Here is a 20,250-nt window from a genome sequence, read left to right on the forward strand (position 1 = left end):
GGCCGACGGCGCCGCGGCGTCGCAGGAGGCACTGGCGGACGCCCGGACGCAGGTCGCCGACGCCCAGGCCGAGCTGGAGGCCGCGCAGGCGGGGGCCGCCGGGTCCGCCGCCGACTCCCTCGACCAGCTGGCGCAGCAGCTGGTCACGCTCGGCGACAAGCTCGAGGCCGCCGCCGCGGGCTGAGATCGCCGCTGCGTTGTGGTCTCGCGGCGATTCGTTGCGTGCCGACCGGGTGAAATCACGTCCGGTCGGCGCGTGGAGTTGTACGTGGCGCGGCACGTGCCGATCTTGAAGGTATGGCCGAACGACAGGCGCAGCGGGTTCTGCGGCGACACCACGTGGAGTGGTGGATCGTCGGGGCCTGGTCGTCCCTCGCCCTGGTCGTGGTCGCGGGCCTCACCGCCGCGTCCGGACTGGGGAGCTGAGCGCACGCGCTCACGGGCCCGTCGTCGACGGGTTCCGCTCGAGGCACCCCTAACCTGGCGGGCATGACCTCTCGCTGGCAGGACGTCGCCCGGGCGACCGGCCTGATGGGCTCCGACGGCATCCCCCGGGCCACGGTCTTCGCCGAGATGTCGGCGCTCGCCGCGCGCACCGGCGCGGTCAACCTCGGGCAGGGCTTCCCGGACGTCGACGGCCCCGCGTCCGTGGCACGCGCGGCGCAGGACGCGATCGCGGCCGGCGCCAACCAGTACCCGCCCGGTCCGGGCATCCCGGCGCTGCGCGGGGCGATCGCCGAGCACCAGCTCGCGCACTACGGCCTGCGGTGGGACCCCGACCGCGAGGTGCTGGTCACCGCGGGGGCGACCGAGGCCCTCGCCGCGACCGTGCTGGCCCTGGCCGGTCCGGGCGACGAGGTGCTCACGCTCGAGCCGTTCTACGACTCCTACGCCGCGGTCGTCGCGCTGGCCGGCGCCACGCACACCACCGCGCCGCTGCGCGCGAGGCCCGACGGCTTCCGCCTCGACCTCGCGGCGCTGACGGCCGCGTTCACGCCGCGCACCCGCCTGGTCCTGGTCAACACCCCGCACAACCCGACCGGCACGGTGCTCACCCGGGACGAGCTGGCCGCGATCGCGCGGCTGGCCGTCGCGCACGACGCCCTCGTGGTCACCGACGAGGTCTACGAGCACCTCGTCCTCGGCGGGTCCGGGGCCGTCCACGTCCCGGTCGCCACCCTGCCCGGGATGGCGGAGCGGACCCTGACCATCTCGTCGGCGGGCAAGACGTTCTCGTTCACCGGCTGGAAGATCGGCTGGGTCACCGGGCCCGAGCACCTGGTCACCGCGGTGCGGACCGTCAAGCAGTTCCTCACCTACGTCAACGGTGCGCCGTTCCAGCCGGCCGTCGCATTCGCGCTGCGGGACCCGGACGTCGCCGCGTGGGTGGTCGAGCTGGCGGCGTCGCTGTCGCGGCGTCGGGACCTGTTGTGCGCGGGGCTCGCGGACGCCGGGTTCGCGGTGGTCCGGCCGCAGGGCACGTACTTCGTGCTCGCCGACGCCGCACCGCTCGGGTACGACGACGGCGCCGCGCTGTGCCGGGACCTACCCGCGCTGGCCGGTGTGGTCGGCGTCCCGGTGACCGCGTTCACGCACGCCGGTTCCGCCGTGGACGACGCCCTGCGCTCCTGGGTGCGGTTCACGTTCGTCAAGCGCGAGGACGTGCTGGCCCGGGCGGTCGACGGCCTGCACCGCCTGTACCGGGCCTGACGCCTGCCTCAGCGGGGGGTGCTCGCCCTCCGACGTCCCCCGCGCAGGCCCAGACCGGCGGCCACCAGAGCGGACGCGACCAGCAGACCGGCCAGGGCATCCGCACCGGTCGTCGCCAGCCCGGCCGCCCGGGGAGCGACCGTGGAGGTGGCTGTCGGTGGCGTGCCGGTGGTCGGGGCCGACGGCCGCGCCGGGTAGGTGACCGTCATCGTCGCCGTCACGGTCTGCCCGGCGGTGTTCGTGACCCGGTACCCCAGGTGTGCCGCACCCGTGAACCCGTCGACGGGCGTGAACCGGACGTGTCCGCCCTCCACCGTCCACGTGCCCTCGCCCGGCACCGTCACGGAGGCGACCGGCAGGCCGCTCACCGGGTCGACCAGCTGCACGGTCGCCAGGTCCCACGCCAGGTGGTCCCCGGGCGCGTCGTTGACCAGCTCGGCCAGGACGGTGGGCGCCCCGGCCGTGCCGGCGGCGTGGTCGTCGGCCGCGGAGGCCACCTGCACGGGCGTCGCCACCTGGACGGTGACCGTGGCCACCGCCGTCTGGCCGGCCGAGTCGGTCGCCGTGTAGGTGAAGGTGTCCGTGCCGCCCCACCCGGCGGGCGGGGTGTAGGCCCAGCTGCCGTCGGCGTGCACGGTGACCGTGCCGTGGGCCGGTGTGCCGACGCCGGTCACCGTCAGACCGGACCCGGAGTCGTTGGCCAGGATCCCGGGCAGCGTGCCGGTGCTCGTCACGTTGGCGGGCACCGTGCCGAGGTGGTCGTCGGCGGCGAGCGGGGTCACGGTCAGGCGGACCGTGGCGACGTCGGTCTGGCCGTAGTCGTCGGTGACCGTGTACTGGAACTCGTCGGGGCCGGTGTAGCCGGGGGCCGGGGTGTAGGTGAACGAGCCGTCGGGGTGCGTCGTCACCGAGCCGTGCGCCGGCGCGGTCGCGCTCACCACGGTCAGGCGGGTGCCGGCGTCGTTGGTCAGCACGCCGCCCGCGGGCACGACCAGGGGGGTGCCCACCGGAGTCGTCCCGGTGTCGTCGGCCGCGACGGGCACGGCCGGCACGGCCAGCACGTCGAGCGAGGTCGCGGTGCGCTGCGACGGGAAGTACGTCCAGAGGTCGAGGCCCTTGGCGTCGCCCAGCGTGCCGCCGGTGGCGGGGCAGTACTGGTTCGCGTTGAGGCCGGCTCCGTCGCCGAACGCCCGCGCCGAGCCCGTGCTGTCGATCCCGGACTCCGGGTCGGCGAACAGCTGCGCCGGCACCGCGCCGGCGAACGCCGGGCAGACGGTGCCCGACGTGAGGTCGCCCACGCGGGTGCCCGCGCTCGTGACGTAGGTACGGTCGTCGAAGAAGACGCGCGTGCAGTTGGTGCCGGTGCTCGCCGCGCCCGTGAAGGGGCACACGCCGTTCGGGGGGTTGAGCAGGGTGATGCTCGGGCCGCCCTGGGTCGAGCTCTCCACGTCGAGCATCGGCGCGTGGTACTCACCGGCGCGCAGCACCGCGCGCACGGCGTAGCCGTTCTTCACCGGCAGCGCGGTGCCGGTGTTGTCGCTGCCGTCCCACGTCACGGTGAAGACGCCTGCGGGCACCACGCCGCGCAGCGCCCGGTTGCCGGGCAGGCCGGGGTCGAAGTCGACGCCGTCGCGGGAGATGACGATCTCGTAGGTCCCCCCGGTCCCGGCCTCGAGCTCGAAGGTGCCGCCCTGGCCCACGTAGCTGCCCCGGTCCGTGGCGCGCCCGGTGAAGTCGACGGCGCTGAGGGTCGGGGGCACCGGCGCCGCGGGGATCCCCAGGGCGGCCAGCGTCTCGGTGGCCAGCGGCTCGAACGACAACGGGTACTGCGGCGGCGCCAGGTGCACGCCGCCCACCAGCGACGGGAGCTGCTGCGGAGCGGTCCCGATGCCGACGACGTCGCGGTTCAGCGGGGTCGTGCCGTCCGCGTCGAGGAAGCCCTCGCGGTTGCCGTAGAAGACGAAGCCGTTGGGGTCGAACCCGCGGGTGTCCACCGCGTAGCGGTAGCCGTCGAGCGTGTTGAGGAACAGGCGCATGCTGACCGGCCGCGGGTTGCCGCCGGTGAACCCCGCCAGCACGTAGGTCAGGACGCGGCCGGGGAGGTCGGCCACGGACGCCGGGTCGCCGTCGCGGACCGTGATGTCCCAGGCGTTGACCGACGAGCCGGCCGCCGCGAGGAACCCGCCGGCGGGGTCGAGGTGCCGGTCGGGGGTGCCGTCCACCCCGTTGCCCGGCCCCGCGGCACCGTAGAACGCCACGCGGTACAGGCCGGTGACGGGTGCGGTGTAGACGCACGGGACGTAGCCGGCGGTGTTCTGGGTCCCGTCGGCCGACTGGGCGCCCGCCAGCTCCTGGGTGCGCGTCCTCAGCCTGCCGGCGAGGCTGGTGGGGTCCGGTCGATGGGCCGCACAGCTGAACCCGGTGGTCACGTCGACCACGGCGGGCAGCGTGGCCGCCTCGGTGTCGGTGATCTGCCCGGGGTTCCAGACGGCGACGTCGGCGCTGCCGGTGCCGACCGAGGACGACCCTGTGAGGATCTGCTCGCCCGCCCGCGCGAAGACGGTGAACATGGTCCGTCGCCGGATCTGCGTGTCCCCGGCCGGACCGTAGGCGTCGGTGCGCCACTCGATCGCGGCACGGCACGGGTGCGTGGCGTCGCAGGGGGCGTCCGCGACGCCGACCCGCGGGAACAGGTCACCGCTCCCGGACGCGACCGCCGGCACCGCCGCCCCCGCGAGCACGAGCACGGCGGTGAGCGCGAACAGGGCGAGGCGACGGAGCATGCGGCGGGGTCCTTCCGACGGCCCCGAGCACACCCGGTGGTCTCCGGGTGGTCGTCGAGGCTGTGGTCGATGCGCACGCTAGGGGCGCCCGTCGCCACCCGGCAGGGCCAGACGTGTCGGACACCCGTCCAGGTCAGAGATCACCCGCACCAATGTCCCCCGCTGGGCGAAAGGCCTGATCAGGCCGTCACCCGTTCGTGGCGTCAGACCGTCCAGGCTCCGTCGCGGTGGTACGCGGGGGTGGCCAGCGCGAGCACCAGGAGCGCGGCCACCGAGGCGCCGACCATCACCGCCGCCATGGCGGTCGCATCGCCGCCGAGCAGACCAGAGAGCGGACTGACGATGCCCGAGACACCCGCCTGCGTGGCGCCGATGACGGCGGCCGCGGTGCCCGCGACCTCACCGTGCCGACTCAGCGCGAGCGCCGACGCGTTGGGCGGCACGAAGTTGACCATCGCGAGGATGAGCCACAGGACGACCAGCAGCGCGACCAGGCCGCCCCAGCCGGTCAGGGCGAGGGCGAGCAGGACCACCGTCAGGCCGAGCGATACGGGCAGGACGACACGCACGATCCGGATGGGCGCGACGCGGCGCACGAGGGCGGCGTTCACCTGGGCACCGGCGACGAGGCCCACACCGTTGGCCGCGAAGAGCAGCGAGAACTCGGTGGCCGACAACCCGTAGCCCTCGCGGAGCACGAACGGCGAGGCGACGACGTAGCTCATCAGCACCGCCATGCCGAGGCCGGGCAGGATAGCCAGCGCGACGAAGTGCCGGTCCTGCAGCAGCGTGCGGTACCCCGCCACCGCGGTGCGCAGCCCGCCCGGGCGGCGGCGCTCGGCGGGCAGCGTCTCCGGCAGCCGGCGCCAGACCACGACCCACAGCACGGCGCCGAACACGGCGAGCGCGAGGAACACCGACCGCCAGCCCCACTGGCCGGCGATCACGCCGCCGAGCGACGGGGCGAACAGCGGCGCCACACCGATGACGAGCATGAGGCGGGACATCAGCCGGGAGGCGTCGGCGCCCACGAACCGGTCGCGGATGATCGCCATGGCCACGACCGTGGCCGACGCGTTGAAGAAGCCCTGCATGGTGCGCAGCGCGATGAGCGGGACGATGGCCGGCGCGATCGCGCACAGCAGCGACGTCACCACGTGCAGCACGACACCCACCAGCACCGGCTTGCGCCGCCCGAACCGGTCCGAGAGCGGCCCGATCACCAGCTGGCCGACCGCACCGCCGATGAGCATCGCGGTCATGGTCAGCTGCGCCGCCGTGGCCGACGTCCTCAGGTCGCGTGCCACGTCCGGCAGGGACGGCAGGTACATGTCGGTGGAGACGGCCGGCAGGGCGCACATCAGCCCCAGCATCAGGACGTACCTGGCGTTGGGGCGGAACTGCGGGGCCTGCGCGGTGCCGGTCTGTGGAGCGGCGGCGGCTGCGGGGCGGGTGGCGTGCGATGTCATCCCTTCCATGCTCGCACAGGAAACGAATCGATTCGATCCGAATGTCAGTGATTCCTGGCACCCTGGTCCCATGTGTGGTCGATACGCCTCCTTCCGCGAGGACCAGGCGCTCGCCGACGAGTTCGCGATCGCGACCGTGGCCGACGACGTCCGGCTGCTCGGTCCGTCCTGGAACGTGGCGCCCACCGATGGGGTGCGCATGGTCGTCGAGCGCGCGGACAAGGAGACCGGGGAGATCACCCGGCAGCTCCGCGTCGCCCGCTGGGGGCTGGTGCCGTCATGGGCCAAGGACATCTCGGTGGGCAACCGCATGATCAACGCGCGGGTCGAGTCCCTGACGGACAAGCCGGCGTTCGCCCGCCCGTTCGCCGTGCGCCGTGCACTGCTCCCCGCCGACGGGTACTACGAGTGGAAGAAGCCCCCGCCCGAGGCCGCCACCAAGCGCAAGCAGCCCTTCTACCTGCACCCCGCGGACGGCGACGTCGTGGCGCTCGCCGGCCTGTACGAGTTCTGGAAGGACCCGAGCAAGGACGACGACGACCCCGAGCGCTGGGTGGTCAGCGCCACGGTCATCACGCGTCCGGCCACCGAGGAGCTCGCGCACATCCACGACCGCCAGCCGCTGATGCTCCGCCGCGAGGCGTGGTCGGCGTGGCTCGACCCCGCGGTCGGCGCGGACGGCGCGACGGAGCTGCTCGAGGCAGAGCCGCCGGACCTCGTCGCCACGCCGGTGTCGACCGCGGTCAACACGGTCGCCAACAACGGCCCGTCCCTGGTGGACGAGATCGACCCCGAGGCCGACCCGGCCTGACGGACGACCGCCCAGACCAGCCGGCTCCGTGCAGCTACGGGGTCGGGTGCGCGGCGTCCCAGACGGCGCGCCACTTCTCCCAGTAGTTCCTCCCGGTGGCGCTGCCCACCCACTCGGTCCGGTACTTGGCCTCCACGAACGGCTTGGCCAGTGCCTCGATCGCGGCCGGGTGCCACCGTTCGCCATCTCGCCACCCTAACGGCGGCGCCCCTGCCCGATCGGGCGGGATCCCCTGGCCGATCCGCTGCCGACCAGAGCCTCGGGTCAGCCCTGCCCGACGGCCGCCCGCAGCCGCACCGGGTGCACCGACCCGATCCCCGCCAGCCGCCGCGCCGGCCGCGGCTCGAGCACGAACCGCGGGTCGACGGACAGCACGGCGGCCGTGGAGGCGTCGACCAGCACCGTGCTCGGCTCGGCGATGTCCGTCAGCCGCGCCGCCAGGTTCACGTCGGGACCGAACACGTCGCCGAACCGCGACAGCACCCGCCCCCACACCAGCCCGACCCGTACCGGAGTGACTCCGCGCGCACCCTCGAACAGCCCGCCGGACGTGGTCTCCCGGTCGACGTCGAGCTCCTTGCCCAGGGTGTCCGCCAGGTTGATCGCGATGTGCGCGCCGATGGCGGCGGTGTCGGCGACGAACAGGACGGCGTCGCCGATGGTCTTGACCACGCGCCCGCCGCTCGCCGAGACGACGTCGCGCGCGGCGGCCTCGAACCGCTGCACGAACTGGGAGAGGTCGGTCGAGCCGAGCCCGGCCGTCCGCCGGGTGAACGACACCATGTCGGCGAACCCGACGGCACGTGCCAGGGGCAGCGCGGAGCGGTCGGGGAGCGGGTCCCGCAGCTGGCCGAACTCGGCGGCGTAACGGCCCGCGATCGCGGCGAGCTGGCGACGGTAGGAGTGCACCAGCTGCGCCTCGAGCACGGGCGCCAGCGAGGCGAGCCGGTCCAGCACGAGCAGCCGCGCGGAGGTGTCGTCGAGCTCGTACCGGGCGGCCATGTCCTCGACCAGAGCCTCCACCTGCCAGAGCGCGAGGCGGTCGGACGTGTGCCCCAGCGCGCGGGTGACGGTCAGGACGGTGCGCAGGTCGAGGCCGTGCTCGCGGACCAGGGAGGCCGCACGGTCGATGGCGTCGGCGTCGCGCTCGGTGTAGATGCGGTCGTCCGGGTCGGCGTGCGGCAGGCCCATCGTGGTCCAGAACGCGAGGACGACCTCGATCTCGATGTGCGCGCGCGCCGCCAGGTCGCGGGCGCTCAGGGTGCGGTCCCCGCCGAGCAGCTCCGCGTCGAGCTCCCCCACGGTCGACTCGACGAAGTCGAGGTCCTGCGAGCGGTCGTCCGGCACGGGACGAGGGTAGTTCACCCGGCGGTGCGGACGTGGCGTACGTCACCCGCAAGCACCCGGTGCGACACCCCCGCGTCGTCGACGACGACCAGGGCGCCGTCGTCGTCGAGCCGGGCGGCGAGGCCGCTCACCGACCCGCCGCCGGGCAGCTCGACCCGCACGTGCGAACCCAGCGTGCTGCACACCGCCTCGATCTCGTCGGCCAGCCCCGACGCACGCGCGTCCCCACCGGACTCGCGCCACCGCTGCGCCACCTCGACCTGCGCGCTGACCAGGGCGACGAGCATCCCCTCGCGGTCGACGTGCTGCGCGCCCGCGAGCGCCAGCGACGTGGCGCTGGACACGGGGAGCTCGTCGGCCGTCTGGCTGACGTTGATGCCGATCCCGACCACCACGGCGGGCGGCTGCCCGTCCGGGAGCGTGACGACCTCGGCCAGGATCCCGCCGACCTTGCGCACGGCACCCCACCCCTCGACCTCCGTCTCGGCGGGCACGAGCAGGTCGTTGGGCCACTTCAGCGTCGCCGGGACACCCGCGGTGGCGCGCAGCGCGTTGACGGCGCCGAGCCCGGCGAGCAGCCCGATCCAGCCGAACCGCTCCGGCGGCACCGGCGGGTGGACGACGAAGCTGCAGGTCAGTGAGGTCCCGGGTGGGGTCTCCCACGTGCGGCCTGCCCGGCCGCGGCCCCCGGACTGGTGCTCGGCGACGAGCACGCTCGCGTCGGGCCACGACTGCGGGTCGGCGCGCAGCTCGGCGGCCAGGTCGGAGCTGGTGGACGCGGTGACGCCGACCACCTCGACGCGCGCCAGCGGCCCGGCCGGGGCCAGCAGGAGGTCGCGGAGCTCGTCGGCGCGCAGCGGGATCATGGCGCCCATGATGACGCTCGTTGTGGGAACCCGACACCCCGACGCGGGCAACGCGGTCATCGCGCTGCACGTGCATGGTGGGGATCGACAACTAGCCTCTGTCGGGTGACCGACACCCCGCAGCCCGTCGAGACGGCTCCGCGCACCACGGCCGCCAAGCTGGCCGACCTCGCCGACCGGTACGCCGCCGTCGAGGCGGCCGAGCAGGGAGCCGTCGACAAGCAGCACGCGCGCGGCAAGCGCTCGGCCCGCGAGCGCATCGAGCAGCTGCTCGACCCGGGCTCGTTCACCGAGCTCGACGCGTTCGTGCGGCACCGCTCGACCAACTTCGGCCTCGACAAGAAGCGCATCCCGGGCGACGGCGTGGTCGTCGGGCACGGCACCGTCGACGGCCGGCCGGTCTGCATCTACTCGCAGGACTTCACCGTCTTCGGCGGCAGCCTGGGCGAGGTGCACGGCCAGAAGATCACCAAGGTCATGGACCTCGCACTGCGCACCGGCGTCCCGCTCGTCGGCATCAGCGACGGCGGCGGTGCACGGATCCAGGAGGGCGTCGCCGGGCTCACCCAGTTCGCGGAGATCTTCCGCCGCAACGTCGCCGCGTCCGGGGTCATCCCGCAGATCAGCCTCATCCTGGGCCCGTCGGCGGGCGGCGCCGTCTACTCCCCCGCGCTGACGGACTTCATCGTCATGGTCGACGGCACCTCCAACATGTTCATCACCGGCCCCGACGTGATCCGGGCCGTCACGGGCGAGGACGTGGGGTTCGAGGAGCTGGGCGGCGCGACCACGCACAACACCCGCTCCGGCGTCGCGCACTACATGGCCTCCGACGAGGACGACGCCCTCGACTACGTGCGCTCCCTGCTGACCTACCTCCCGCAGAACAACCTCACGGACCCGGTGACCTTCGACCACGAGACCGACCTGGACGTGACCGAGGCGGACGAGGTGCTGGACACGCTCCTGCCCGACTCGGACAACCAGCCGTACGACATGCGCACGGTCCTGGAGCACGTGCTGGACGACGGTGTACTTCTCGAGGTCCAACCGCTGTACGCCCAGAACGTGCTCATCGGGTTCGGGCACGTCGAGGGCCACCCGGTGGGGATCGTCGCCAACCAGCCGATGTCCATGGCCGGCACGCTCGACATCAACGCCGCCGAGAAGGCCGCCCGGTTCGTGCGCACGTGCGACGCGTTCAACCTCCCGGTGCTCACGTTCGTCGACGTCCCGGGCTTCCTGCCCGGCACCGACCAGGAGTGGAACGGCATCATCCGGCGCGGCGCCAAGCTCATCTACGCCTACGCCGAGGCCACGGTCCCGCTCGTCACCGTCATCACCCGCAAGGCGTACGGTGGCGCGTACATCGTGATGGGCTCCAAGCAGCTCGGCGCCGACGTGAACCTGGCGTGGCCCACCGCGCAGATCGCCGTCATGGGCGCGGGTGGCGCGGTGAACATCCTGCAGCGCGGCGCCCTGAAGTCCGTCGCCGAGGCAGGCGGGGACGTGGAGACCGAGCGCCGACGCCTGACCGCGGAGTACGAGGAGGCGATCGTGAACCCCTGGGACGCAGCCGACCGCGGCTACGTGGACGCGGTGATCGCCCCGGCGAGGACCCGCTCCGAGATCACCAAGGCCCTCCGGCTGCTGCGCACCAAGCGCGCCAGCCTCCCGCCGAAGAAGCACGGGAACATCCCTCTATGAGCGAGCACCAGCACGACGAGCGTGACGAGCATGACGAGCACAGTGGGCACGACGACCCCGCCCACGGCCCCGAGCCGCTCGTCGGCGTCGACGCCACCGACCTGCACGCGGCCGTCGCGGCGCTGTCCGCGGCCCTGCACGGGTACGTCGACGCGGCAGTGGGCGTCCGCGCGGAGTTCGGCTCCACCGAGGCCGACGAGGACCCACGCATCCTGGCGCTGGAGTCCGAGATCGGCGGTCTGAACGCGCGGCTGTACGACCTGCTGCACGAGCGCCTCGGCCTGCACGCGGACCTGACGGGCATGTCCTGGGGCGAGGACGAGCACGGCGACGCGGACGCACCCCGCAGCGACGCGGAGCTCGACACCTTCCACCTGGGCTTCGTCGTCGGCCCTCCTGCCGGCACCTCCGACCTGTCCCTCGACTCCGTGCTGGACCTGGTGGAGCAGAGCGGCGCGGACCTGGCCCAGCACCTGGTCGACGCCGGGTTCGAGGTCGGCGAGTGGGGCGCGTCCCGCGGTGCCGCCGTCACGTTCGAGGAGGACGACGAGGACGACGACGAGGACGGCGACGACGTGACGGGCACGGCATGACCGGGCCGACCCACGGGCAGCCGACCGGGCGCGACGCCCACGTGCACGTGGTCCGCGGCACCCCGGACGACATGGAGCTCGCGGCCCTGGTGGCTGGTCTCATGGCGGCCGCGTCGGAACGGGCACGCCTCGCGGAGGTCACCGACCGTGCCGTCGCCGCGCCCTGGGCCGACCGCCGGCGGACGATGCGCGGGATGCGCGTGGCGCTGCGCCCCGGCCCGGACACGTGGCGCTGGAGCCTGCGCGCCTGACTCGGGAAAGCGTACGACCCGGCGAGTAGGGTCGTGCGCGTGACGACGACGCCCACCACCTCGGACGCGCCCACCGTGCGCGCCGCCTCCCCGATCGACACCATCGCGGAGACCTACATCACCCAGCTCGCGACCCTGGACCCCCTGGCGGCCACCTCCATGGGGATCGCCGGTCACGACCACGAGATGACCGACCTGTCGCCCGCCGGCCTCGACGCCCGGGCGGAGCTCGCCCGCAGCACGCTGCAGACGCTGGCCGGCGTGGCACCCGTCGACGAGGTCGACGAGATCACGCTGGCCGCCATGCGCGAGCGCCTCGGGCTCGAGGTGGAGCTGCACGAGGCCGGCGAGCTCCTGCGGGACCTCAACAACATCGCGTCGCCGGTGCAGAACCTGCGCGACGTCTTCGACATCATGCCGACGGGCGACGTCGAGGCGTGGTCGAACATCGCCGCCCGCCTCAACGCCCTCCCGGCCGCGATCGACGGCTACGTCGAGTCGCTGCGCCTGGCGGCGAGCAGGGGCGCGGTCGCCGCGGCCCGCCAGGTCGAGGAGTGTGCCCGCCAGGCCGCGGAGCAGGCGGACCCGGCGTCGTCGTTCTTCACGACGTTCATCACCGGCGAGGCCGTCGACGCGGTCCTCGACGAGTCCGCCACCTGCTCGCTGGTGCGGGCCGAGCTGGAGCACGGGGCGACGGCAGCGCGCGGCGCCTACGCGACGCTCGCCGCGTTCCTGACGGACGAGCTGGCCCCGCAGGCGCCGCAGGCGGACGCCGCCGGACGCGAGCGCTACGCCCTGTGGTCGCGGGCGTTCCTCGGTGCCGCGGTGGACCTGGAGGAGACGTACCGGTGGGGGCTCGAGGAGCTCGCCCGCGTGGTGGCCGAGCAGGAGGCCGTCGCGGCGCAGATCGCCGGCCCCGGCGCCACGGTGGAGCAGGCCGTCGCCGCGCTCGACGCGGACCCCGCCCGCACGCTGCACGGGACCGCCGCGCTGCAGGCCTGGATGCAGGAGACGTCGGACGCCGCGATCGCTGCCCTCGACGGCACGCACTTCGACATCCCCGTCCCGGTGCTCACCCTCGAGTGCCGCATCGCGCCCACCCAGAACGGCGGCATCTACTACACGGGCCCGAGCGACGACTTCAGCCGCCCGGGCCGCATGTGGTGGTCCGTGCCGCCGGAGGTCACCACGTTCAACACCTGGCGCGAGAAGACGACCGTCTACCACGAGGGCGTCCCGGGCCACCACCTGCAGATCGGGCAGGCGGTGTTCGAGCGCGCCACCCTCAACACCTGGCGCCGCCTGGCCTGCTGGACCTCGGGTCACGGCGAGGGCTGGGCCCTGTACGCCGAGCGCCTCATGGCCGACCTCGGCTTCCTCGACGACCCGGGCGACCGGCTCGGCATGCTCGACGGCCAGCGCATGCGCGCCGCCCGCGTCGTGTTCGACCTGGGCGTGCACCTCGGCCTCGAGGCCCCGCAGGAGTGGGGCGGCGGGACGTGGGACGCCGACAAGGGCTGGGAGTTCCTCAAGGCCAACGTCAACATGCCCGAGGCGTTCATCCGCTTCGAGTGGAACCGGTACCTGGGCTGGCCCGGGCAGGCTCCCTCGTACAAGATCGGCCAGCGCCTCTGGGAGCAGACCCGCGACGCCGCCGCGGCGAAGGCGCAGGCCGCGGGCGAGGAGTTCGACATCCGCGCGTTCCACGCCCGGGCGCTGAGCATGGGCTCGCTGCCGCTGGACGTGCTGAAGACCGCGTTCGCGGGCTGACGACGGACGACGACGGGCCGGTGGCACCCGCCACCGGCCCGTCGCGCGTCACTCTCAGACGAGGAGCGTGGAGCCGTACTTGGCCAGGACCGCGACGGCCAGCAGGACGATCAGCGCGGCGGTGACGAACCAGTCGTTGCCGTGCGCCACGAACCGTCGGGCCGCCGGCCCCCAGCGACCTGGGAACGTGATGACCCGTTCGCGCACGTTGATGCGCGTCAGCCCCGCCCACACCAGCGTCGTCGTCACGGTGATCAGCAGGCACCACGGGCACAGGGCCTTGATGACGAAGAAGGCCTCGAAGAACAGCCACCACGCGAACAGGAAGCCGAGCGTGTAGATCGCCTGCGCGCCGATCATGAACCAGCGCGGGAACCGCACGCCGCCGAGCACCGCCATGGCGACCGTGATGACCACGGCCTCGGCGGCGATGCCCAGGAACGCGTTGGGGAACCCGAACAGCTGCGCCTGCCAGCTCTTGGCGACCGTGCTGCAGCTGATCACCGAGTTGAGGTCGCACCCGAAGGTCGCGTCCTTGTCCGCGGCCAGCGCCAGCGCCTCGATGGAGAGCACGAACGACGCCAGCAGCCCGAGCACGCCCGAGATGGCCATCTCGACCGCCGTGCGCGCCCGCCAGGACTGCGCAGGCGGCTCCAGGAGGTCGGGGTCGGGGTCGACGTCGAGCTCGTCGAGGTCGTCGAGGTACTCGTCGTCCACGTCGCTCGACGTCCTCGTCGTGTCGCTCACAGGGTTCCTCCTCGTGATTCCGGACCGGCGGCACCGCCCGCCGCACCCGATCACCGCGCGCGCCCCATTGTGCCCCGCGCGACTGTGTGCCGGGCCAGGACCTTTGACCGACTACGAACTAGGCTGCCCACCCGTGACCCGCCTGCTGCTCGCCTCCGCCTCCCCCGCCCGCCGCGCCACGCTGGTCGCCGCGGGCATCGAGCCGCTGGTCGCGGTCTCGAGCGTCGACGAGGAGGCCGTCCTCGCGGCCGCCACCGAGCGCTTCGGCGCCCTCGACCCGGCGGACGCCGTGCTGCTGCTGGCCCAGGCCAAGGTCGAGGACGTCTCGCGTCACCTGCCCGCCGAGCTCGAGGACGCGGACGACCTGCTCCTGCTCGGCTGCGACTCCATGCTGGAGCTGGACGGCGCGATCTACGGCAAGCCCGCGGACGCGGCGCAGGCGACGCAGCGCTGGCGCACGATGCGCGGGCGCTCGGCGGTGCTGCACACCGGGCACTGGCTCATGGACGAGCGCGACGTGCCGACGATGCTCGGTGCCACGTCCTCGACGAAGGTCACGTTCGCCCAGCTGTCCGACGACGAGATCGACGCGTACGTCGCCACGGGCGAGCCGCTGGCCGTGGCGGGTGCGTTCACGGTGGACGGGCTCGGCGGCCCGTTCGTGGAGCGGATCGAGGGCGACCACCACGGCGTCGTCGGGCTGAGCCTGCCGCTGCTGCGCGAGCTGCTGGGTGAGGTCGGGGTGACCGTCCCGAGCCTGTGGACACGAGCCTGACCTAGGTCCCAGGGAGGACCCCGGACGTCACGCAACGATGTTCACGTGAGCCAGCCCGAGAGGCTCGCCGGGTCCGGGTAGGCCGGGACCGCCCAGGGCATCCAAGGACATCAACCATGTCGACCGACACGAACCCCCGCTTCGTCCGCCTCGCCGGGCTCCTCGCGATCATCGCCGGCGCAGTCTTCCTCATCGCCGGGGCGGTGACGTGGGGCGCCGTCTCCACCAACCTCGCCGCCGAGAACATCACGGTCGCCGACGACGCCAGCGCCTTCGCCGGCCAGGCCGTCGACACCCCGTGGGAGGCCTTCTCCGAGGCGAACATCATCAACCACCACTCGCTCGACGCGACCGGTGGCAAGACCTACGCCGAGCTGGACCGCGAGGACCCGCTGCGCGCCACCGCGATGAACGGCTCCTTCCTGCGGGCCTCGCTCTTCACCTCGGTCGTCGCCTTCGGTGTCGCCGCCCTGGTCATGGGCATCGGCGTGGTCTTCGGCCTCATCGGGTTCGCCCTGCGCAAGGCCGTCGCGACGGTCGCCCCCGCGGCGACCGGCGACAACGCCCTCGCCGCCGTCTGACCTGCACCACGCACGTCGAGCCCGGCCCCCTGCGGGGGCCGGGCTCTTCTGCTTGTGGCAACCGGACAACGGCACGGGCGCCGAGGCGTCGTCAAGGGCCCGTCGTCTGAGGATCCCTACAAGGCGCCGCCGCCGCGGCTGGCCGGATCGACAGTCTTGGGTGGGCGCGCGAGCTGGGCGAGGGTCCGGAACGCGCCGGGCGTTACGGTGAGCCGTGCCCGCCATCTCCAAGGTCCTCATCGCCAACCGCGGTGAGATCGCCGTCCGCATCGCCCGAGCCTGTCGCGACGCCCGGATCGGCTCCGTCGCCGTCTACGCCGACACCGACCGGGAGTCGCTGCACGTGCGCGTCGCCGACGAGGCGTTCGCGCTGAACGGTGCCCGCGCGGCCGAGACGTACCTGGACATCAACAAGCTGCTCGACGTCGCCCGGCGCTCCGGCGCCGACGCCGTGCACCCGGGATACGGGTTCCTGGCCGAGAACGCCGGGTTCGCCCAGGCCGTGCTCGACGCCGGGCTGGTCTGGATCGGTCCCCCGCCGTCCGCCATCGACGCCCTGGGCGACAAGGTCAGCGCGCGGCACATCGCCCAGCGGGCCGGCGCTCCGCTCGTCGCGGGCACCCCCGACCCGGTCAGCGGCGTCGAGGAGATCCATGCGTTCGTCGCCGAGCACGGCCTGCCGGTCGCCATCAAGGCGGCGTTCGGCGGGGGCGGCCGTGGCCTGAAGGTCGCCCGGGAGTCCAGCGAGATCGACGAGATGTTCGAGTCGGCCACGCGGGAGGCGGTCGCGGCGTTCGGTCGCGGCGAGTGCTTCGTCGAGCGGTACCTGGACCGGCCGCGGCACGTGGAGACGCAGTGCCTGGCCGACGAGCACGGCACGGTCGTCGTCGTCTCCACGCGCGACTGCTCGCTGCAGCGGCGCCACCAGAAGCTGGTCGAGGAGGCTCCGGCGCCGTTCCTCACGGACGCGCAGCGCACGCAGCTGGTGGAGTCGTCGAAGGCGATCCTGCGCGAGGCCGGGTACGTCGGCGCCGGCACGTGCGAGTTCCTCGTCGCGGCCGACGGGACGATCTCCTTCCTCGAGGTCAACACGCGCCTGCAGGTCGAGCACCCCGTCTCCGAGGAGATCAGCGGCATCGACCTGGTGCGCGAGCAGCTGCGCATCGCGTCGGGCGAGCCCCTCGGCTACGACCACGTGGAGACGCGCGGCCACTCGATCGAGTTCCGGATCAACGGCGAGGACCCCGGCGCGGGCTTCCTGCCGGCCCCGGGTCGCATCACCACGCTCCGCCTGCCGTCCGGGCCAGGCGTGCGGGTCGACTCGGGCGTGCTCGAGGGCGACAGCGTCTCCGGGCTGTTCGACTCCATGATCGCCAAGGTGATCGTCACGGGCGCGGACCGCCAGCAGGCCCTCGCCCGGGCACGCCGCGCGCTGGCCGAGCTCGAGGTGGTCGGCATCCCGACGGTGGTCCCGTTCCACCGCGCGGTGCTCGACGCCGAGGCGTTCGCCCCCACCGACCCCGCCCAGCCGTTCTCGGTGCACACACGCTGGATCGAGACCGAGTTCGCCGAGACGGTCGCCGCGCTCAGCGCCGCGCCGACGCGGGCGCAGGACGAGGACGACGAGCCGGCCGCGCTGGAGCGCGTCGTCGTCGAGGTGGGCGGCAAGCGGCTCGAGGTGGTCCTGCCGGCCGCCCTGGCGCTCGGTCGCGGACCCGGTGGCGGCGGCCGTGGGTCGACCGGCCCGTCGGCCCGACGCCCCGTGCGCCGGGTGGTCCGCGCCAACGGCGCCGGCAACGGCACCACGCTCGCGTCGCCCATGCAGGGCACCATCGTCAAGGTCGCGGTGGCCGAGGGCGCGCAGGTGGCGGAGGGCGACCTCGTCGTGGTCCTCGAGGCCATGAAGATGGAGCAGCCGCTCCTGGCGCACCGCGCCGGCGTCGTCACCTCGCTGACCGCGGGGGTCGGGTCCAGCGTGAGCGCCGGCACCGCCATCTGCGAGATCGTCGGCTGACCACGGCGTGGACGACGCGCCACCGGTCCACCACGCCCGTCAACCGGGTGACGGCTGGGTCGAGTGCGCGTGCGGGCGTCGGCACTGGGGCCTGCACGGTGCGGCCGGGCTGCTGCTGGTCCGTCGGTCGCCGGACGGCGTGGCGCAGGCCGTGGTCCTCCAGCACCGTGCGCTGTGGAGCGACCAGGGCGGCACCTGGGGAGTGCCCGGTGGTGCGCGGATGCCCGGCGAGTCCGCCGAGGACGCGGCGCTGCGCGAGGCGCACGAGGAGGCCGGGATCGACCGGGTGGCCGTCCGGCTGCGCGAGTCGCGGGTGCTCCAGCACGACGACTGGTCCTACACCACCGTGATCGCCGACGAGATCGTCCCGGTCCGGCCGACGGTCACCGACGCCGAGAGCGTCGAGCTGCGGTGGGTGCCCCTGGACGAGGTCAGCGACCTCCCGCTGCTGCCGGCCTTCGCGTCCGCGTGGCCGCGGCTGCGCGAGCGGATCGAGGCCCTGGGCGCCCGGTGACCCGCATCACAGGACCGGGTGCCGGGACGGTGTCGCGCAGACGACACCCGCGGCGGTAGTCTCGCCGCCGGTGAGGTAAGCCTGTCCTCATCTCGTCCCAGCCGGAGGGCCGCATGGTCGCGAACTACCTGATCGGCCTGCGTGAGGGCCTCGAGGCCGCCCTGGTGGTCAGCATCCTCGTCGCCTACCTGGTCAAGACCGGCCGCCGGGACCACCTGCCCGCGCTCTGGGGCGGCGTCGGGATCGCGGTCCTCGCCTCGCTGGGCTTCGGGGCCCTGCTCACGTTCGGACCCTCGGGGCTGACGTTCGAGGCGCAGGAGGCCATCGGTGGGACGCTCTCGATCGTCGCGGTCGGGCTCATCACCTGGATGATCTTCTGGATGGCGCGCACGGCCCGCCACCTCAAGTCCGACCTGCAGCACCGGCTCGACCACACGATCGGCCACGGCCGTCGCGCGGTGCTCGTGGTGGCGCTGCTCGCGGTGGGCCGCGAGGGACTGGAGACCGCGCTGTTCCTGTGGGCCGGCGCGCAGGCGACCGGCGCGAACGCGGCGCCCCTGCTCGGCGCGGCCCTCGGGCTCGCCACCGCGGTGCTGCTGGGCTGGCTGGTGTACCGCGGCGCGATCAGCCTCGACCTGCGCGCCTTCTTCGCATGGACGGGCCTGTTCCTGGTGGTCGTCGCGGCCGGTGTGCTCGCCTACGGCGTCCACGACCTGCAGGAGGCCGGCATCCTGCCCGGCCTGAACACCCTCGCCTTCGACGTCTCCGCAACCGTCCCGCCCAGCAGCTGGTACGGGACCGTGCTCAAGGGCGTCGTCAACTTCTCCCCCGCCACCACGTGGCTCCAGGCCATCGCCTGGACGGCCTACCTCGTCCCGACGCTCTTCTTCTTCGTCCGCACCACCTGGGGCTCCGCGCCCGCCCGCCCGTCGGCGCCCGCCGTCGCGGAGCCGGCCGTCCGCGCGACCGCCGCCTGACCACCTGTGCACCGTTCCCCGAGGAGACCCATGTCCCGCCGCTCCACCGTCGTCGCCGCCGCGCTGGCCGCGCTCGTCCTGCCGCTCGTGGCCGCCTGCGTGCCGAACGACACGGCCGAGCCCGGCCAGGCCGGCAGCGCGGGCGTGCTCACGGTCACCTCGACCGCCGACGCGTGCGACGTGTCCGCGACCGAGGCCGACTCGGGCACCCTGCGGTTCTCCGTGACCAACGAGGGCGACGACGTCACCGAGTTCTACCTGCTGGGCGACGACGGGCTACGGGTGGTCTCCGAGGTGGAGAACATCGGGCCCGGCCTGTCCCGTGACCTGGTGGTCCAGGTGAAGCCGGGCACCTACTACACGGCTTGCAAGCCGGGCATGGTCGGCGACGGCATCCGCGCCGAGCTCACGGTGAACGACAGCGGCGTCGCGGTGGGTCCCACGGGCGACACGGCCGACCAGCTCGCCGCCGCCGAGACCTCCTACGTCGCGTACGTCAAGGACCAGGTGGGCACGCTCATCGCGGGCACCGAGGAGTTCGCCGCGGCCTACCGGGCGGGCGACGACGAGGCGGCGAAGGTCCTGTACGCCGACACCCGGGTGCACTGGGAGCGCGTCGAGCCCGTGGCGGAGTCGTTCGGAGACCTCGACCCGCTGCTCGACCTGCGCGAGGCCGACGTCGAGGAGGGTGCCACCTGGAGCGGCTGGCACCTCATCGAGAAGGACCTGTGGCAGCCGGCGCCCGAGGCCAACGGCGGCGCGACCTACGTCCCGCTCACGCCCGAGCAGCGCGACTCCGCGGCGGCCGACCTGGTGACGTACACCCAGCAGCTGGTGGACGAGGTCAACGCCCCCGGCTTCACGTTCGAGGCGTTCCAGATCGCCAACGGCGCCAAGGAGCTCCTCGACGAGGTCGCCACCGGCAAGGTCACCGGCGAGGAGGAGATCTGGTCGCACACGGACCTGTGGGACTTCCAGGCCAACGTCGACGGCGCGCGCGTGGCCTACGAGGTCCTCGCGGACGTGGTCGAGGCCAAGGACGCCGAGCTGGCCGACACGCTGACCACCCGGTTCGCCGAGCTCGAGGCGCTGCTCGCGGAGCAGGGTTCGATCGAGGCCGGGTTCACGTACTACGACGCACTGCCGGACGCACAGGTCAAGGAGCTCGCCGCGGCGGTCGACGCCCTGTCCGAGCCCCTGTCCCGCCTCACTGCCACGGTGACGGGCGCCTGACCTTGACCTCGTCCACCGACCCGCGCGGCGGCCCGTCCCTGTCGCGGAGGGCCGTGCTCGGCCTCGGCGGTGGGCTCGCCGCCGCCGGGGTCGCGGCCGGGT

The 20,250-nt window shown here is 73.6% G+C and carries 18 protein-coding genes and 1 pseudogene; 14 read left to right on the forward strand and 5 right to left on the reverse strand.

Going from position 1 to position 20,250, the window contains the following annotated elements; genetic code table 11:
- The 3 genes and pseudogenes from RYN42_RS14025 to RYN42_RS14035 form a co-directional block, all read left to right on the forward strand.
- A pseudogene (locus RYN42_RS14025) lies at nucleotides 1-184 on the forward strand (hypothetical protein); the annotation flags it as partial.
- 113 nt (nucleotides 185-297) lie between these two features.
- Entirely contained in the window at nucleotides 298-426 is a 129-nt protein-coding gene (locus tag RYN42_RS14030) for a molybdopterin oxidoreductase (RefSeq protein ID WP_315097113.1), read from the forward strand.
- 63 nt (nucleotides 427-489) lie between these two features.
- On the forward strand, nucleotides 490-1,710 hold the full coding sequence (locus RYN42_RS14035; protein WP_315097115.1) for a pyridoxal phosphate-dependent aminotransferase: 1,221 nt from the start codon (nucleotides 490-492) through the stop codon (nucleotides 1,708-1,710).
- 8 nt (nucleotides 1,711-1,718) lie between these two features.
- On the opposite strand, the gene RYN42_RS14040 is transcribed toward RYN42_RS14035, so the two are convergent.
- Nucleotides 1,719-4,493, reverse strand: a complete 2,775-nt coding sequence (locus RYN42_RS14040) for an Ig-like domain-containing protein (protein ID WP_315097117.1) — start codon at nucleotides 4,491-4,493, stop codon at nucleotides 1,719-1,721.
- Between the two features lie 203 nt (nucleotides 4,494-4,696).
- Nucleotides 4,697-5,962: a multidrug effflux MFS transporter gene (locus RYN42_RS14045; RefSeq protein WP_315097119.1), complete on the reverse strand. Its 1,266-nt coding sequence runs from the start codon at nucleotides 5,960-5,962 to the stop codon at nucleotides 4,697-4,699.
- 70 nt (nucleotides 5,963-6,032) lie between these two features.
- On the opposite strand from RYN42_RS14045, the gene RYN42_RS14050 reads away from it, so the two are divergent.
- Complete coding sequence (locus RYN42_RS14050) at nucleotides 6,033-6,773, forward strand: SOS response-associated peptidase (protein ID WP_315097121.1); 741 nt, start codon at nucleotides 6,033-6,035, stop codon at nucleotides 6,771-6,773.
- Between the two features lie 264 nt (nucleotides 6,774-7,037).
- On the opposite strand, the gene RYN42_RS14055 is transcribed toward RYN42_RS14050, so the two are convergent.
- Nucleotides 7,038-8,120 carry an adenylate cyclase regulatory domain-containing protein gene (locus RYN42_RS14055; RefSeq protein ID WP_315097123.1) on the reverse strand — a complete coding sequence of 361 codons (1,083 nt, stop codon included), beginning with the start codon at nucleotides 8,118-8,120 and terminating at the stop codon, nucleotides 7,038-7,040.
- Nucleotides 8,121-8,134: 14 nt separating this feature from the next.
- On the reverse strand, nucleotides 8,135-8,995 hold the full coding sequence (locus RYN42_RS14060) for a biotin--[acetyl-CoA-carboxylase] ligase (RefSeq protein WP_315097125.1): 861 nt from the start codon (nucleotides 8,993-8,995) through the stop codon (nucleotides 8,135-8,137).
- Nucleotides 8,996-9,091: 96 nt separating this feature from the next.
- Here RYN42_RS14060 and RYN42_RS14065 point away from each other — a divergent pair, with 96 nt between their 5' ends.
- Genes RYN42_RS14065 through RYN42_RS14080 form a run of 4 tightly spaced genes read left to right on the forward strand, consistent with a single transcriptional unit; the run spans nucleotide 9,092 to nucleotide 13,307 of the window.
- Nucleotides 9,092-10,693: an acyl-CoA carboxylase subunit beta gene (locus RYN42_RS14065; protein WP_315097127.1), complete on the forward strand. Its 1,602-nt coding sequence runs from the start codon at nucleotides 9,092-9,094 to the stop codon at nucleotides 10,691-10,693.
- Nucleotides 10,690-11,286 carry a hypothetical protein gene (locus RYN42_RS14070; RefSeq protein ID WP_315097128.1) on the forward strand — a complete coding sequence of 199 codons (597 nt, stop codon included), beginning with the start codon at nucleotides 10,690-10,692 and terminating at the stop codon, nucleotides 11,284-11,286. The genes RYN42_RS14065 and RYN42_RS14070 overlap by 4 nt, the downstream gene beginning before the upstream one ends.
- Nucleotides 11,283-11,537 (forward strand): acyl-CoA carboxylase subunit epsilon, encoded by a 255-nt coding sequence (locus RYN42_RS14075; protein ID WP_315097130.1) that lies wholly within the window; start codon nucleotides 11,283-11,285, stop codon nucleotides 11,535-11,537. The genes RYN42_RS14070 and RYN42_RS14075 overlap by 4 nt, the downstream gene beginning before the upstream one ends.
- A gap of 39 nt (nucleotides 11,538-11,576) precedes the next feature.
- On the forward strand, nucleotides 11,577-13,307 hold the full coding sequence (locus RYN42_RS14080) for a DUF885 domain-containing protein (RefSeq protein ID WP_315097131.1): 1,731 nt from the start codon (nucleotides 11,577-11,579) through the stop codon (nucleotides 13,305-13,307).
- A 54-nt stretch (nucleotides 13,308-13,361) separates the two neighbouring features.
- On the opposite strand, the gene RYN42_RS14085 is transcribed toward RYN42_RS14080, so the two are convergent.
- Complete coding sequence (locus RYN42_RS14085) at nucleotides 13,362-14,054, reverse strand: vitamin K epoxide reductase family protein (RefSeq protein ID WP_315097133.1); 693 nt, start codon at nucleotides 14,052-14,054, stop codon at nucleotides 13,362-13,364.
- A 133-nt stretch (nucleotides 14,055-14,187) separates the two neighbouring features.
- On the opposite strand from RYN42_RS14085, the gene RYN42_RS14090 reads away from it, so the two are divergent.
- From RYN42_RS14090 to efeO, 6 genes are all read left to right on the forward strand, one after another.
- The gene (locus RYN42_RS14090) at nucleotides 14,188-14,829 is read left to right on the forward strand and encodes a nucleoside triphosphate pyrophosphatase (RefSeq protein ID WP_315097135.1); all 642 of its coding nucleotides are present in this window, start codon (nucleotides 14,188-14,190) and stop codon (nucleotides 14,827-14,829) included.
- Nucleotides 14,830-14,945: 116 nt separating this feature from the next.
- Nucleotides 14,946-15,410, forward strand: a complete 465-nt coding sequence (locus RYN42_RS14095; RefSeq protein ID WP_315097137.1) for an aromatic ring-opening dioxygenase LigA — start codon at nucleotides 14,946-14,948, stop codon at nucleotides 15,408-15,410.
- Between the two features lie 214 nt (nucleotides 15,411-15,624).
- A complete protein-coding gene (locus RYN42_RS14100; protein ID WP_315097139.1) occupies nucleotides 15,625-17,424 on the forward strand; it encodes a biotin carboxylase N-terminal domain-containing protein in 1,800 nt (599 codons plus the stop codon).
- Nucleotides 17,425-17,431: 7 nt separating this feature from the next.
- The gene (locus tag RYN42_RS14105) at nucleotides 17,432-17,938 is read left to right on the forward strand and encodes an NUDIX domain-containing protein (protein ID WP_315097141.1); all 507 of its coding nucleotides are present in this window, start codon (nucleotides 17,432-17,434) and stop codon (nucleotides 17,936-17,938) included.
- A gap of 113 nt (nucleotides 17,939-18,051) precedes the next feature.
- Nucleotides 18,052-18,915 (forward strand): iron uptake transporter permease EfeU, encoded by an 864-nt coding sequence (gene efeU / locus RYN42_RS14110; RefSeq protein WP_315097142.1) that lies wholly within the window; start codon nucleotides 18,052-18,054, stop codon nucleotides 18,913-18,915.
- A 30-nt stretch (nucleotides 18,916-18,945) separates the two neighbouring features.
- Nucleotides 18,946-20,148, forward strand: a complete 1,203-nt coding sequence (gene efeO / locus RYN42_RS14115; protein WP_315097144.1) for an iron uptake system protein EfeO — start codon at nucleotides 18,946-18,948, stop codon at nucleotides 20,146-20,148.
- The last annotated feature ends 102 nt before the right edge of the window (nucleotides 20,149-20,250 follow it).

It is taken from the genome of uncultured Cellulomonas sp. (assembly GCF_963527515.1).
Classification (GTDB): Bacteria; Actinomycetota; Actinomycetes; order Actinomycetales; family Cellulomonadaceae; genus Cellulomonas.

Bases quoted from the DNA above. Each gene is read 5' to 3' on its own strand.
- RYN42_RS14045 (WP_315097119.1), bottom strand. From the start codon at position 5,962: ATGACATCGCACGCCACCCGCCCCGCAGCCGCCGCCGCTCCACAGACC.
- RYN42_RS14035 (WP_315097115.1), top strand. From the start codon at position 490: ATGACCTCTCGCTGGCAGGACGTCGCCCGGGCGACCGGCCTGATGGGC.
- RYN42_RS14095 (WP_315097137.1), top strand. From the start codon at position 14,946: ATGTCGACCGACACGAACCCCCGCTTCGTCCGCCTCGCCGGGCTCCTC.
- RYN42_RS14075 (WP_315097130.1), top strand. From the start codon at position 11,283: ATGACCGGGCCGACCCACGGGCAGCCGACCGGGCGCGACGCCCACGTG.
- RYN42_RS14030 (WP_315097113.1), top strand. From the start codon at position 298: ATGGCCGAACGACAGGCGCAGCGGGTTCTGCGGCGACACCACGTGGAG.
- RYN42_RS14070 (WP_315097128.1), top strand. From the start codon at position 10,690: ATGAGCGAGCACCAGCACGACGAGCGTGACGAGCATGACGAGCACAGT.
- RYN42_RS14050 (WP_315097121.1), top strand. From the start codon at position 6,033: ATGTGTGGTCGATACGCCTCCTTCCGCGAGGACCAGGCGCTCGCCGAC.
- efeO (WP_315097144.1), top strand. From the start codon at position 18,946: ATGTCCCGCCGCTCCACCGTCGTCGCCGCCGCGCTGGCCGCGCTCGTC.
- efeU (WP_315097142.1), top strand. From the start codon at position 18,052: ATGGTCGCGAACTACCTGATCGGCCTGCGTGAGGGCCTCGAGGCCGCC.
- RYN42_RS14060 (WP_315097125.1), bottom strand. From the start codon at position 8,995: ATGGGCGCCATGATCCCGCTGCGCGCCGACGAGCTCCGCGACCTCCTG.
- RYN42_RS14040 (WP_315097117.1), bottom strand. From the start codon at position 4,493: ATGCTCCGTCGCCTCGCCCTGTTCGCGCTCACCGCCGTGCTCGTGCTC.